The 14,924-nt window shown below is 64.1% G+C and carries 8 protein-coding genes and 1 pseudogene; 6 read left to right on the top strand and 3 right to left on the bottom strand.

Annotated elements, in window-relative coordinates; all coding sequences use genetic code 11:
* Positions 1 to 3: 3 nt before the first annotated feature.
* On the bottom strand, positions 4 to 2,682 hold the full coding sequence (gene topA / locus X726_RS165855) for a type I DNA topoisomerase (protein WP_023667567.1): 2,679 nt from the start codon (positions 2,680 to 2,682) through the stop codon (positions 4 to 6).
* A gap of 316 nt (positions 2,683 to 2,998) precedes the next feature.
* Positions 2,999 to 3,376 carry a hypothetical protein gene (locus X726_RS165860; RefSeq protein WP_023667566.1) on the bottom strand — a complete coding sequence of 126 codons (378 nt, stop codon included), beginning with the start codon at positions 3,374 to 3,376 and terminating at the stop codon, positions 2,999 to 3,001.
* 217 nt (positions 3,377 to 3,593) lie between these two features.
* Here X726_RS165860 and X726_RS165865 point away from each other — a divergent pair, with 217 nt between their 5' ends.
* The 4 genes from X726_RS165865 (at position 3,594) to X726_RS165880 (ending at position 8,720) form a co-directional block, all read left to right on the top strand.
* Complete coding sequence (locus X726_RS165865; RefSeq protein ID WP_023667565.1) at positions 3,594 to 4,343, top strand: cytochrome c biogenesis CcdA family protein; 750 nt, start codon at positions 3,594 to 3,596, stop codon at positions 4,341 to 4,343.
* A gap of 122 nt (positions 4,344 to 4,465) precedes the next feature.
* Complete coding sequence (glmU, locus tag X726_RS165870) at positions 4,466 to 5,839, top strand: bifunctional UDP-N-acetylglucosamine diphosphorylase/glucosamine-1-phosphate N-acetyltransferase GlmU (RefSeq protein ID WP_023667564.1); 1,374 nt, start codon at positions 4,466 to 4,468, stop codon at positions 5,837 to 5,839.
* Positions 5,840 to 6,033: 194 nt separating this feature from the next.
* Positions 6,034 to 7,857 carry a glutamine--fructose-6-phosphate transaminase (isomerizing) gene (gene glmS, locus X726_RS165875; protein WP_023667563.1) on the top strand — a complete coding sequence of 608 codons (1,824 nt, stop codon included), beginning with the start codon at positions 6,034 to 6,036 and terminating at the stop codon, positions 7,855 to 7,857.
* Between the two features lie 92 nt (positions 7,858 to 7,949).
* Positions 7,950 to 8,720: a DUF502 domain-containing protein gene (locus X726_RS165880; RefSeq protein ID WP_031214500.1), complete on the top strand. Its 771-nt coding sequence runs from the start codon at positions 7,950 to 7,952 to the stop codon at positions 8,718 to 8,720.
* On the opposite strand, the pseudogene recG reads toward X726_RS165880, so the two are convergent.
* A pseudogene (recG, locus tag X726_RS01000000166570) lies at positions 8,672 to 10,790 on the bottom strand (ATP-dependent DNA helicase RecG). The gene X726_RS165880 and the pseudogene recG sit on opposite strands and share 49 nt — an antisense overlap.
* A gap of 314 nt (positions 10,791 to 11,104) precedes the next feature.
* Here recG and X726_RS165885 point away from each other — a divergent pair.
* Complete coding sequence (locus X726_RS165885; RefSeq protein WP_023667561.1) at positions 11,105 to 11,392, top strand: succinate dehydrogenase assembly factor 2; 288 nt, start codon at positions 11,105 to 11,107, stop codon at positions 11,390 to 11,392.
* A 10-nt stretch (positions 11,393 to 11,402) separates the two neighbouring features.
* Positions 11,403 to 14,900: a transcription-repair coupling factor gene (gene mfd, locus X726_RS165890; RefSeq protein WP_023667560.1), complete on the top strand. Its 3,498-nt coding sequence runs from the start codon at positions 11,403 to 11,405 to the stop codon at positions 14,898 to 14,900.
* Positions 14,901 to 14,924 lie beyond the last annotated feature (24 nt).

Raw genomic sequence — 14,924 nt, 5'->3', positions numbered from 1 at the left:
CTGCTATCCCTTTTTCTTCGCCGCCGGCTTCTTGGTCGCCGACTTCTTGCCAGTGGTTGTCTTGCCAGTGGTTTTCTTGCCAGTGGTTGTTTTGGCAGTGGTTTTCTTGGCTGTGGGGGTCCTGGCGGCTGCCGCCTTGCGGAACGGCTTCTTGCCGCCGCCTTTGGCTTCCTTCTCGGCAATCAGCGCCACCGCGTCCTCGACGGTCACCGACTGCGGATCCTTGCCCTTGGGCAGTGTCGCGTTGACCTTGCCGTAGTTGACATAGGGCCCGTATTTGCCATCGCGCACGACGATCTTGCCGCCGCCATCGGGATGGTCGCCGAGTTCCTTCAGCGCCGCCGCAGTGCCGCCATTGCGGCCGCCCTTGCCCTTCAGCTGCTTCTCGGCGATCACGGTGACAGCGCGGTTGAGGCCGATCGAGAACACATCCTCTATGCTGTCGACATTGGCGTAGGTGCCATCGTGCAAAACGAACGGACCATAGCGGCCAAGCCCGGCGGAGATCATCTTGCCGGATTCAGGGTGCTTGCCGATATCGCGCGGCAGCGACAGCAGCGCCAAGGCCTTTTCATGGTCGATCGAGTCGGGCGTCCAGCCCTTGGGCAGGCTGGAGCGCTTGGCTTCCTTGCCGTCGCCGCGCTGGATATAAGGACCGAAGCGGCCTGAGCGCAGCGTGATTTCCTCTGCCGTGTAGGGGTCCTTGCCGAGCACCTTGGTGCCGTCCTCGCCCCCGCCATTCTCGCCATTCGGGTTGGCTGCGTCGCCGAGTTGGCGGGTAAAGGAACATTCCGGATAGTTGGAGCAGCCGACGAAGGCGCCGAACTTGCCGAGTTTCAGCGACAGATTGCCGGAGCCGCATTTCGGGCAGATGCGGGGATTCGAGCCATCCTCCCGCGCGGGGAACACCAGCGGCGCCAGTTCCTCGTTCAGCGCATCGAGCACGTCGGTGACGCGCAGTTCCTTGATGTCGGCGACGGCGCCGGAAAAATCTTTCCAGAAGTCGCGCAGCACGTCCTTCCAGGCGAGCTTGCCGTCGGAAATCTCGTCAAGCTTTTCCTCGAGTGAGGCCGTGAAGTCATATTCGACATAGCGCTCGAAGAAGCTTTCGAGGAAAGCCGACAGCAGCCGGCCCTTGGCCTGCGGCACCAGCCGGCGCTTGTCGATGGTGACGTAGTCACGGTCTTCCAACGTCTTCAGGATCGCGGTGTAGGTCGACGGACGGCCGATGCCGAGCTCTTCCAGCTTCTTGATCAGCGACGCCTCGGAGTAGCGCGGCGGCGGCTCGGTGGTGTGCTGGGTGGCATTGATCGCCTGACGGGCCAGCTGCTCGCCGGCACGGATCTCGGGCAGACGACGGTTTTCCTCGTCTTCGGCGTCGTCGTCCTTCTGGTCGGTGTAGGCGGCGATGAAGCCGTCGAAGCGAACGACGGAACCGACGGCGCGAAGCTCCGCGGTGCGAGCGCCATTGACCGCCTCGATTTCGACCGTGGTACGCTCGATCTCGGCCGACTGCATCTGGCTGGCGATGGCGCGCTTCCAGATCAATTCGTAAAGCCGCAGCTGGTCGGAATCGAGATACTGCCTGACCGAAGCCGGCGTGCGCATGAAATCGGTCGGGCGGACCGCCTCGTGCGCTTCCTGGGCATTCTTAGCCTTGGCTGTGTACTGGCGCGGCTTTTCCGGGAGGTATCGTGGGCCGAATTCCTTGGCGATGGTGTCGCGTGCGGCGTCGATCGCCTCCGGCGCCATCTGCACGCCGTCGGTTCGCATATAGGTGATCAGGCCGGTGGTCTCGCCGCCGATCTCCATGCCTTCATAGAGGCGCTGCGCCACTTGCATGGTGCGCGTCGCCGAAAAGCCGAGGCCCGACGATGCCGCCTGCTGCAGCGTCGAAGTGGTGAAGGGCGGGCCAGGATTGCGCCGCGTCGGCTTGGCTTCCACCGACAGAGCCTTGAAGGTCGCGCCTTCGAGCATGCCCTTGATATCGTCGGCCTGCGCCTTGCTGGCGATGTCGAGCTTCTGCAGCTTCTTGCGCTCGAACGCGGTCAGCCGCGCCTCGAAGCTGTCGTTACGTGGCGTGCCGAGGAGGGCAGCGATCTGCCAGTATTCCTCGCGGATGAAGCGCTCGATCTCGGATTCGCGGTCGCAGACCAGGCGCAGCGCCACCGACTGGACGCGGCCGGCCGAACGGGCGCCCGGCAATTTGCGCCACAGCACCGGCGACAGCGTGAAGCCGACGAGATAATCGAGTGCGCGGCGAGCCAGATAGGCATCGACCAATGGTGCATCGATCTGGCGCGGATTGGCCATCGCTTCCAGCACCGACGACTTGGTTATGGCATTGAAGACGACGCGGCTGACCGGCTTGTCCTTCAACACGCGCTTCTGCTTGAGCACCTCCAGCACGTGCCAGGAAATGGCTTCGCCCTCGCGATCCGGATCGGTGGCGAGGATCAGGCCATCGGCATCCTTGACCGCGTTGGCGATGTCGGTGAGACGCTTTCCGGACGCGGTGTCGACCGCCCAGGACATGGCGAAATCCTCGTCGGGACGCACCGAACCATCCTTGGCCGGCAGATCGCGGATATGGCCGAACGAGGCCAGAACCTTGAAGTTCTTGCCGAGATACTTGTTGATTGTCTTTGCCTTGGCCGGCGATTCGACGACGACGACGTCCATGAGGTCTCATATCAGCTGTGGGGCGGCAGAAGAATTCCGCTGCGTGACGCATTCAATTGGTCGCTCACATGGCCGCGCTTTTGCGATCGGTCAAGGGCAAGCGGCCAAAATGCGGAGGCGTGTGCCGCAATACACTCTTAGAGTGTATGGAGAAGATCACAAAATTTTTGTCTGGGAGGGTTCGTGTTTCGAGCCACCGGGAAATGCGCCGCGACCAGTTCGTGCTGCCCGTAAATGCCGAACTGGTCGCCGGGTCGCTTGGAGCCGGCGGCCAGCCGAGTCCCGCCGATGGGGTGCGGGATAGAGGTTCGGACGATCAGTCGGCCTTGACGATGTGCCAGACTTCGCCGACGCCGTCGCCGGTGATGTCACCGGCCTTCTTGTCCTTGATGAAGGTGTAGACCGGCTTGCCGTCATAGGCCCACATCTTGGTGCCGTCGGTGCGTTCGACGATGGTCCATTCGTCGTCCGCCTTGGCGCCATCCTCGGCCTTCAGCGGCGGCCAGTTGGTGGCGCATTTGTCATAGCAGTTGGTCTTGCCCTTCTCGTCCTTGTCATAGGTATAGAGCGTCATGCCATTGGCATCGGTGTAGATCTTGGTGCCACCGACTTCGGCTTCCTTCCACGCTTCGGCGGCGAAGGATGCGGCGGTGCTGAGCAGAAGGGCGGCCAGGCCGACAGTGATGCTTTTCATGGAAATCTCCCTGGTGATCCGACGAAGCGCGCAGAAATCGCGGCTTCGCTGTGTGAACGCTCGGCGAGGGGCATTTCTTCCCCGGCTTGGTCAACTTGGGATTGGCCGGTAACAATCCGTCCGCCGAACCGTATCTGTAGCCAAATGCCACACGATGGTGATTGGCGAACACGGTTTTGCACCGCTATATCGGCGCTAGGGAATCTGGAGTTCTGGAATGCCATTGGACATCGGCTATGTCAGCGCGGTCGGGGCGGGGGCGATCTCGTTCCTGTCGCCTTGCGTGCTGCCGCTGGTGCCGCCCTATCTCTGCTACATGGCCGGTGTGTCGGTTGACGACTTTCGGGGTGGCGATGCCGGCGTCACGGCCAAGGCCGGCGCCCGCGGCGCGCTCATCTATTCCTCGCTCGCCTTCGTACTCGGTTTCTCCACCGTATTCGTGGCGCTCGGCGCCGGCGCCTCGACCATCGGCCACTGGCTGCGCGTCTGGCAGGAACCGCTGGCGATGGCTGCCGGCGTGCTGATCATCCTGATGGGGCTGAATTTCCTCGGCATCTTGCGCATCCCGCTTTTGTCGCGCGAGGCGCGCTTTCAATCGCAGGGCAAGCCTGCCAGCATGGTCGCCGCCTATGTCATGGGGCTGGCCTTCGCCTTTGGCTGGACGCCGTGCATCGGCCCGGTGCTGGGGCCGATCCTGACCTTGGCCGGCGGCCGCGAGACGGTGGGCGAAGGCGCTCTTCTGCTTGCCGCCTATTCGCTTGGCCTCGGCATTCCGTTCCTGATTGCTGCCCTGTTCTCCGGCGCCTTCATGCGCTTCCTCGGCAGGTTCCGCGTCCATCTCGGCCGCGTCGAAAAAGTCATCGGCGCGCTGCTGGTCGTCGCCGGCGTGTTCTTCCTCACCGGCGGCGTGCAGACGGTGTCCTACTGGCTGCTCGAGAATTTTCCGGTGCTGGGCCGGCTGGGGTAGCGATCCGCTGATCGAGAGTGAACTGCCTCATCACCTCACCGGAATTTAACCGCATTGGTGCAGCATGCGCCAGATGCTACCACTCTCGGATTCCTGATCCCTTTTCAGATGGTTGTCCTTCCATGAGCCAGAGATCCTGCCTGTCCGTCATCCTCGCCGCCGGTGAAGGCACGCGCATGAAGAGCGCGACGCCGAAGGTGCTGCACCAGATCGCCGGACTGCCGATGGTCGCCCATGTGGTGAGGGCGGCAGAGGCCGCCGGCGCCCGCAGCCAGGCGCTGGTGATCGGCCATGGCGCCGAGGATATGCGCAAGGCAGCGGCGAAGTTCGCGCCCAAGGCCGAGACGTTCGTGCAGGAGAAGCGGCTCGGCACCGCGCATGCGGTGCTGGCCGCACGCGGTGCAATATCAACGGGTTATGACGACATTCTCGTGATGTTCGGCGACACGCCGCTGATCGATGCTGAAGCCCTGGTGACCGCGCGGCAAAAGCTTGCCGATGGCGCGGCCGTCGTGGTGATCGGTTTCCGTCCGCCCAGCCCGGCCGGCTATGGCCGGCTGATCGAAAAAGGTGGCAAGCTCACCGCCATCCGCGAGGAGAAGGACTGCTCCGCCGAGGAAAAGAAGATCGGCTTCTGCAATGCCGGCATGATGGCGGTGGCCGGCGCTCATGCGCTCGAACTGCTCGACAAGGTCGGCAACAAGAACGCCAAGGGCGAGTACTATCTCACCGACATCGTCGAGATCGCCAGTGCGAAAGGGCTCGATGTCGTCGCCACCGAAACGAGCTTCGAGAGCGCGCTCGGCATCAACAACAGGGCCGAGCTGGCGCAGGCGGAAGGCATCTGGCAACAGCGTCGTCGGGACGAGGCGATGCTGTCGGGCGTAACGCTGATTGCGCCGGACACCGTGTATTTCTCGCACGATACCGAAATCGGCGCCGACACCATCGTCGAGCCCAATGTCTGGTTCGGCCCGGGCGTGAAAATCGCCGGCGGCGCCAAGATCCACGCCTTCAGCCACATCGAAGGCGCGACCGTCGCTGCCAATTGCGACGTCGGTCCGTTCGCACGGCTCAGGCCAGGCGCCGATCTCCGCGAGAAAGCCAAGGTCGGCAATTTCTGCGAGGTCAAGCAGGCGGTCATCGAGGAGGGCGCCAAGGTCAATCATCTGACTTATATCGGCGATGCCCGTGTGGGCGCGGGGGCCAATATCGGCGCCGGCACCATTACCTGCAACTATGACGGCTACTCGAAGTTTTTCACCGACATCGGCGAGGGCGCCTTCATCGGTTCGAACTCGTCGCTGGTGGCGCCGGTTACGATCGGCAAGGGCGGCTACATCGCCTCGGGTAGCGTCATAACCGAAAGCGTGCCGGACGATGCGCTGGCCTTCGGCCGCGCCCGCCAGAAGACCATTCCCGGCAAGGGCAAGGAATTGCGCGAGCGCTTCGCGTCTGCCGCAGCGGCGAAGAAAAAGGCCGGCACCGGCCATTAACCGCCGAAGCAATTGAACAACCGAGGAATTGCGGTAACCGGATTGCAAGAGCGGTGTGTCATGGTGCATCGGGTTGAGAAGCGTTCCGTTACAGCAGACGAAACGCAAAGTGACTTTCGCGGCGGGCCGGCAATCCCTAGATAGCGCTGGTTTTCCATCGGGACTGGTTTTCCAGGTGAATCGGGGGCAGGCGCATGTGCGGTATCGTCGGAATTGTCGGCCAGAGCCAAGTCGCGCCGCTCATCGTCGATGCTTTGAAGCGGCTGGAATATCGCGGCTATGACTCGGCCGGTGTCGCCACGATCGAGCATGGCCGGCTTGGCCGCCGCCGCGCCGAAGGCAAGCTGATCAACCTCGAACGCCGGCTGAAGGACGAGCCGCTCGATGGCACGATCGGCATCGGCCACACGCGCTGGGCCACACATGGCGTGCCCAACGAGACCAACGCCCATCCGCATTTCTCCGACGGCGTCGCCATCGTTCACAACGGCATCATCGAGAATTTCGCCGAGTTGCGCGATGAGCTGATCCGCGACGGCTATTCCTTCTCGTCGCAGACCGATACCGAGGTCGTAGCGCATCTGGTGGCGCGGCAGCTTGCCAAAGGGCTGAAGCCGATCGAGGCGGCGCACCAGGCGCTGAAGCGGCTGGAAGGCGCCTTTGCTCTGGCCATCATGTTCACCGGCGACGAGGATCTCATCGTCGGCGCCCGCAATGGCCCGCCGCTGGCCGTCGGCCATGGCGATGGCGAGATGTTTCTGGGCTCCGACGCCATCGCGCTGGCGCCGTTCACCAATTCCATCACCTATCTCGAAGACGGCGACTGGGCGGTGGTGCGCCGCGATGGCGTCACCATCTTCGACATCGACGGCAAAGAGGTTGCCCGCAAGCGCCAGCAATCACTGTCGACCAGCTTCATGGTCGACAAGGGCAACCGCCGCCATTTCATGGAAAAGGAAATCCATGAACAGCCCGAAGTGATCTCGCACACGCTCGCGCATTATGTCGATTTCGTCTCTGGCGTGTCGAAGCCGCTGGAACTGCCGTTCGACTTCGCTAAGATCGGCCGGCTGGCGATCTCGGCCTGCGGCACCGCCTATCTCGCGGGGTTGATCAGCAAATACTGGTTCGAGCGCTATGCGCGGCTGCCGGTCGACATCGATGTCGCCTCGGAATTCCGCTATCGCGAAATGCCGTTATCGGCTGATGATGCTGCCTTCTTCATCTCGCAGTCCGGCGAAACCGCCGACACGCTGGCCTCGCTGCGCTATTGCCGCAAGGCGGGCATGAAGATCGGCGCCATCGTCAATGTGCGCGAATCGACCATGGCGCGCGAATCCGACGTCGTGCTGCCGACGTTGGCCGGGCCGGAGATCGGCGTCGCCTCGACCAAGGCTTTCACCTGCCAGCTTTCGGTGCTGGCCTCGCTGGCGGTGCGTGCGGGTGTGGCCCGCGGCACGATCTCGAAGGACGAGGAAAAGACGCTGGTGCGCGCTCTTTCGGAGGCGCCTCGCTACGCCAACCAGGTGCTCAAGCTCGAGGAGCAGATCGAGCGCATCGCGCGCGAAATCTCGCGCTACAAGGACGTGCTCTATCTCGGCCGCGACACCAATTTCCCGCTCGCCATGGAAGGCGCGCTGAAACTCAAGGAAATCTCCTACATCCATGCCGAGGGTTATGCCGCGGGCGAACTGAAGCATGGCCCGATCGCACTGATCGACGAAAACATGCCGGTCATCGTCATCGCGCCGCATGACCGCATCTTCGAAAAGACGGTGTCGAACATGCAGGAAGTGGCGGCGCGCGGCGGCAAGATCATCCTGATCACCGACGCCAAGGGTGCGGCGCAGGTCAGCGTCAAGACGATGGAGACGATCATCCTGCCCGACGTGCCGGAAATCATCTCGCCGATCATCTACGCGCTGCCGATCCAGATGCTGGCCTACTACGCCGCCGTCTTTATGGGGACAGACGTCGACCAGCCGCGCAATCTGGCGAAATCGGTGACGGTGGAGTAGTCGGCGCTCATCGGGGGTCTTAAAAACTTCGCAGTTCCAAAGCGCCGTCCGCTTCACTAGTGTGGCGCTGCAACCTGCGCCCCCGGTGAACCATGTCCGATGCTCCCAGAACTTCCGGCATGACCCGGCTGAGGAACTATTTCCTCACAGGCTTTATCGTCTGCGCGCCGCTGGCGATCACCGCCTATATCGCCTGGTCGTTCGTCGGCTGGGTCGATTCCTGGGTGAAGCCGTACATTCCGGCGCGCTACAGCCCCGACACCTATTTGCCGTTTCCGGTGCCCGGCTTCGGCCTGATCGTGGCGCTCGTGCTGATCACGTTGATCGGGTTCATGACCGCCAACATCGTCGGCCGCGCGATCGTCAATTTCGGCGAACGGCTGCTTGGCCGTATGCCGCTGGTGCGCGGCATCTACGGTTCGCTGAAGCAGATATTCCAGACGGTGCTTTCGAACAAGGGTGATATGTTCCGCCAGGTCGGGCTGGTCGAATATCCGCGAAAAGGCGTCTGGTCGCTGGTGTTCGTCGCCAGTGAAAAGGAAACCGAGATCAACCAGAAGCTCGACCATGCAGGCGACCCGATGATCGCCGTGTTCATGCCGTGCACGCCGAACCCTACCACCGGTTTCCTGATGTACGTGCCGAAATCCGACATCGTGCTGCTCGACATGACGATTGAGGACGGCGCCAGGCTGATCGTCTCGGCCGGGCTGGTGGCGCCCGAAGTCAAGCCGAAGATGGTGACGATGAACGGCCAGCCGATCGACGGAGATCTCGCCAACCCGCCGCTTGGCGGGCTGATCGCCGAGGGCGCTCAGCCGGCGCGCAAGAGCCGTACGGCCTGGTCCCGGCCGAACAAATAGAGCAGCAGGCGCAGCGCCTCGCCGCGCTCAGACTGTAGTTCCGGGTCGCGCGACAGGATCAGCCTTGCATCGTCGCGGGCTGCTTCGAGCAAGTCGGCGTGCACCTCGATGCGCGCCACCTGGAAGCCCGGCGTGCCGGACTGGCGGGTGCCGAGCAATTCGCCTTCGCCGCGCAGCTTCAGATCCTCTTCGGCGATCAGGAAACCGTCCTCGGTCTCGCGCATCACCGACAGCCGGCGCTTTGCCGTCTCGCCGAGCGGGTCCTTGTAAAGCAGCACGCAGGAAGAAGGCTTGTCGCCGCGCCCGACGCGGCCGCGCAACTGGTGCAGTTGCGCCAGGCCAAAACGCTCGGCATGCTCGATGACCATGATCGTGGCGTCCGGCACGTCGACGCCGACCTCGATAACGGTGGTGGCGATCAGGATGCGGGTTTCGCCGGCCTTGAAGGCGCGCATCGCCTCGTCCTTTTCGGCGCCCTTCATGCGGCCATGGACGAGGCCGATGCGATCGCCGAACAAGGGCTGCAGCGAGGCAAAACGGTCCTCGGCCGACATCAGCTTGATCTCTTCGGATTCCTCGACCAGCGGGCAGATCCAGTAGATCTTCTGGCCGTCGGCAACGGCATCAAGCATGCGCCCGACCAGCTCGTCCAGCCGTTCCAGCGGCAGCGTGACGGTGCGGATCGGCTGGCGGCCGATCGGTTTTTCCGTCAGCTTGGAGACGTCCATGTCGCCGAAGGCGGTCAGCACCAGAGTGCGCGGGATCGGCGTCGCCGTCATCACCAGCATGTCGGGGGCGTCGCCCTTGGCGGTGATGGCAAGCCGCTGGTGGACGCCGAAGCGGTGTTGCTCGTCGACCACGGCAAAGACGAGGTCGTGATAGGTTACCGTTTCCTGGAACAGCGCATGGGTGCCGACGACGATGTCGATCTCGCCGCTGGCGAGACCTGATAGCGTTTCAGTGCGTTCGCGGCCCTTTTCGCGGCCGGTCAGGATAGCGACGCGCAGGCCGGCCTGTTCGGCCAGCGGCGTGATTGTCGCCAGATGCTGGCGCGCCAGGATTTCGGTCGGCGCCATCAAGGCCGCCTGGCCGCCGGCCTCCACCGCGCGCCCCATGGCCAGCAGCGCCACCACCGTCTTGCCGGACCCGNCCGGACCCGACATCGCCTTGCAGCAGGCGCAGCATGCGCTCGGGGTCGGCCAGATCGGCATTGATTTCGGCAAGCGCGAATTCCTGGCTGCCGGTCAATGAATAGGGCAGGGCTGCGCGCAGTTTCTCGACGATGCGACCGTCGCCGATGAGCGGCCGGCCCGACAGGCGGCGCACTTTTGCCCGCACCAATGCCAGCGAGACCTGGCCGGCGAGAAGCTCGTCATAGGCAAGGCGGCGCCATGCCACCCCCTCGATGGCGACATCGATCGGGTCCGCGGGATAGTGGATGCGGGCGAGCGCGTCGGCGAAGGCGGGGAAAGTCTGCTTGCGCATGAAGGCGCCGTCCTGCCATTCCGGCAATTCCGGCAGCCGGCCGAGCGCCTGGCCGATGGCGCGGCGCAGCACCTTGCCCGACAGGCCGGCGGTCAGCGGATAGACCGGTTCGACCAGCGGCAGTGTTTCCGCCTCGCTCACCAGGGCGACATGGTCGGGATGGACCATGGTCGGGCGGCCGTTGAACCACTCCATGCGGCCGGAGACGACGACATGCTCGCCCACCGGCATCGCCTTTTCGAGATAGGCGGCATGGGCGTGGAAGAAGATCAGGCCGATCTCGCCGGTGTCGTCATGGGCATAGACGCGGTAAGGCACCGACCGGTTGCCGCGCGGCGGCGGCTGGTGGCGGTCGATGCGCACGTCGAGTGTGACGATGGCGCCGGCAGGCGCAAGCGCGATGCCGGGACGATTGCGACGGTCGATGACGGTGTGCGGCAGCACGAACAACAGGTCGCCCGCGCGCGCCGGCCGTTCGCCGAGATCGGCCGCCACTACCTTCTCGATCAGAGCGCCAACCTTGGGGCCGACGCCGGCAAGCGAAGTGATGGGGACGAAGAGAGGGTCGAGGAGGGAGGGGCGCATGGCTTTACTCTCCCCCCTGTGGGGAGGGTCGATCCGCGAAGCGGAGCGGGGTGGGGGTAGGTGCGCGTCTAACTTTCGAGGAAGTCGGTAGGTCAGCGCCGCACCCCCACCCCGTCTCACTCGCTTCGCTTTGCGAAGCGTGCTCGCCGACCCTCCCCACAAGGGGGAGGGTGAAGTGCGGGCGGTGTCCGGCACCAGCGTTGTCAGGAGTGTTCTTCACACCCGGGATGTTTAGCCGCCCACCCGTGCGTTGCAAGGCTGACACCGCCCTCTATCCACGCTATATGCGCCGCACCAAGCAAGGATGCGGCACGATGACCGGGACGAAACGATCGAGCGAGGGGCTGGATATCAGGCGCCGCAAGCTGTTGTTCCGCTCCTGGCATCGCGGGATGCGCGAGATGGACCTTATCCTCGGTACCTTTGCCGACAACGAGATCGGCGCCTTGACCGGCGATGAAATCGACCAATATGAAAAGCTCCTCGAAATTCCCGACACCGAATTCCTGCCCATGGTCACCGGCGAAGGCCCGGTTCCCGGGAATATCGACTGTGCCGTCCTGCAAAAGATCCTGGCATCGCGCCGGACCATGACATTTTAAACGTGCAACCATGAGCCTCATTCCCAAAATCGGTCTGCCGAAAGGCCGTGCCGGCCAGTTCATCGTCGACGGCGTTGCCGATGGCTACGAAGCCTTTGCGCTGGTGCAGGCGATCCATGAGATTGCGCCTGACAAACCGGTGCTGTTCGTGGCGCGCGACGGCCAGCGCCTGCCGTCGATCATCGAGGCGCTGACCTTTGCCGCCCCCGGCCTGCCGGTGCTGGAGTTGCCGGCCTGGGATTGCCTGCCCTATGACCGCGTTTCGCCAGGCTCCGATGCCGCTGCCAAGCGGCTCGACGCCCTGACGGCGATGATCGCGCTGGCAAAAAAGCCGCATCGCGCGGTCATCCTGACCACTGCCAATGCGCTGCTTCAGCGCATTCCGCCGGCCGATCTGGTCGAAGCGCAGACTTTCCACGCAAAGCCCGGCAACCAGATCGACATGAACGCGCTGGTGTCCCGGCTGGAGATTTCCGGCTTCGAGCGGGTGCCGACGGTGCGCGGTATCGGCGAATTCGCCGTGCGCGGCGGCATCCTCGACCTCTACGCACCCGGCTGGACGGAAGCACTGCGGCTCGATTTCTTCGGCGACACGCTGGAATCGATCCGCGTCTTCGACGCCGCCACGCAGCGCACCACCGGCCAGCGCAAGTCGATGGCGCTGCAGGCGATGAGTGAAGTGGCGCTGACCCCCGAAACCATCAGCCGCTTCCGCCGCTCCTATATCGAAGCCTTTGGCGCGCCGCAGCGCGACGACGGCCTTTATGCGGCGGTGAGCGAAGGGCGACGCTTTGCCGGCATGGAGCACTGGCTGCCGCTGTTCTACGAGCGGCTGGAGACAGTGTTTGATTATCTGCCGGATGCGCCTGTCATCTTCGACCATCTGGCGCACGAAGCGCTGGCTGAGCGTCACACGCTGATCCTCGACCACTACGAAGCGCGCCGCAAACAGGCCGACGCCGCCTTGAAGGACGCCGTGCCCTACAAGCCGGTGGCGCCGGACCTGCTCTATCTCTCACCGGAAAACCTCGTGGCGTCGCTCGGACCGCGCGAAGCCATCGACTTCACCGCCTTCGACGCGCCCGATGTCGGGGCCAAGAAGGTCTTCCATGGCGGCTCGCGCCATGGCCGCAGCTTTGCCGAGGAACGGGCTGACCCAAACATCAACGTCTTCGATGTCGTCGTAAAACACATCGCCGACGAGCGCGCGGCGCGCCGGCGGGTCATCGTCGCCGGCTGGACCGAAGGCTCGCTCGACCGGCTTGGCCAGATCCTGGCCGAGCACCATCTCGGCAATCTCGTGCCGGTGGCGACGCTGGCCGAGGCGGAAAAGCTCGAGCCGGGGCAGGCGGCACTCGCCGTGCTGCCACTGGAATCCGGCTTCGAGACCGAACAGCTGGTTGTCGTCGCCGAGCAGGACATTCTTGGCGACCGGCTGATCCGGCGATCGAAACGCAAGAAGCGCGCGTCCGACTTCATTGCCGAAGCATCGTCGTTGTCGGCAGGCGACATCGTCGTCCATGCCGATCACGGCATTGGCCGCTTCATCGGCCTGCGCACCATCGAGGCGGTCGGCGCGCCGCATGACTGCCTGGAAATCCACTATGCCGGCGACGACCGGCTGTTCCTGCCGGTGGAAAACATCGAGCTTCTGTCGCGCTACGGCTCTGACACAGCCGAGGCGACGCTGGACAAGCTCGGCGGCGGCGCCTGGCAGTCGCGCAAGGCGCGGCTGAAGAAGCGCCTGCTCGACATGGCCGGACAGCTGATCCGCATTGCCGCCGAGCGCCAGATGCGTACCGCGCCGCCCATGGTGCCGGCGGAAGGGCTTTACGGCGAATTCTCGGCGCGCTTTCCCTATGAGGAGACCGACGACCAGCAGGGCGCGATCGATGCCGTCGTGGACGATCTCGGCGCCGGCAAGCCGATGGACCGGCTGATCTGCGGCGATGTCGGCTTCGGCAAGACCGAAGTGGCGTTGCGCGCCGCCTTCATCGCGGCGATGGAAGGGTTCCAGGTCGCGGTCGTGGTCCCGACGACGCTGTTGTCGCGCCAGCATTTCAAGACCTTTTCGCAGCGCTTCTCCGGCCTGCCGATCCGCGTCGGCCAGGCCTCGCGGCTGGTCGGCGCCAAGGAACTGGCGGAAACCAAGAAAGCCATCGCCGAGGGGCAGGTCGACATCGTCATCGGCACCCATGCACTGCTCGGGTCGGCGATCTCGTTCAAGAATCTCGGCCTGCTGATCATCGACGAGGAGCAGCATTTTGGCGTCAAGCACAAGGAACGGCTGAAGGACCTCAAGACCGATGTCCACGTGCTGACGCTGTCGGCGACGCCGATCCCGCGCACGCTGCAGCTTGCCTTGACCGGCGTGCGCGAACTGTCGCTGATCGCCACGCCGCCGATCGACCGCATGGCGGTGCGCACCTTCATCTCGCCTTTCGACCCGCTGGTCATCCGCGAGACGCTTCTGCGCGAACGCTACCGCGGCGGCCATTCCTTCTATGTCGTTCCGCGCATCAGCGATCTCGCCGAAATCCATGATTTCCTGCGCGAATCCGTCCCCGAGCTGAAGGTGGCGGTGGCCCATGGTCAGATGCCGCCGGGCGAACTCGACGACATCATGAACGCCTTCTATGACGGCCAGTACGACGTGCTGTTGTCGACCACCATCGTCGAATCCGGGCTCGACATTCCGACCGCTAACACGCTGATCATCCATCGCGCCGATATGTTCGGCCTGTCGCAGCTCTACCAGCTGCGCGGCCGCGTCGGCCGTTCCAAGGTGCGGGCATATGCGTTGTTCACGCTGCCGGCCAACCGCAAGCTCACCGACACGGCCGAGCGCCGGCTGAAGGTGCTGCAGTCGCTGGACACGCTTGGCGCCGGGTTCCAGCTCGCCAGCCACGACCTCGACATCAGGGGCGCCGGCAATCTACTCGGCGAAGAACAATCCGGACACATCAAGGAGGTCGGCTTCGAGCTTTACCAGCAGATGCTGGAAGAGGCGGTGGCCGAGGTGAAGGACTCCGGCGAGGTCCAGGACGGCGGCTGGTCGCCGCAGATCGCTGTCGGCACGGCTGTCATGATCCCGGAAAGCTACGTGCCGGACCTTCAGCTCAGGCTGGCGCTCTACCGCCGCCTTGGCGATCTCGAAAACACCGAGGAGATCGATGCTTTCGGCGCCGAGCTGATCGACCGCTTCGGCCCGCTGCCGGAGGAAGTGAAGCATCTGCTCAAGATCGTCTTCATCAAGGCACTCTGCCGCAGGGCCAATGTCGAAAAGCTCGATGCCGGCCCCAAGGGCGTCGTCATCCATTTCCGCAAGCGCGAGTTTTCCAACCCGGTCGGGCTGGTCAAGTACATCGGCGAACAGGGCTCGCTGGCCAAGATCAGGGCCGACCACAGCGTGGTCTTCATCCGCGACTGGCCAACGGCGGAGAAGCGCCTGGCGGGCTCGGCGGTCGTCATGACGCAACTGGCGCGGCTGGTGGAGAAGGCCGCATAGCCCGCCGGCTACCATTCGCCACCG

The sequence above is a fragment of the Mesorhizobium sp. LSJC285A00 genome, from assembly GCF_000503155.1.
Lineage (GTDB): Bacteria > Pseudomonadota > Alphaproteobacteria > Rhizobiales > Rhizobiaceae > Mesorhizobium.
The sequence above is the reverse complement of the archived record's forward strand: the minus strand, read 5'-3'. Positions and strand labels throughout refer to the sequence as shown.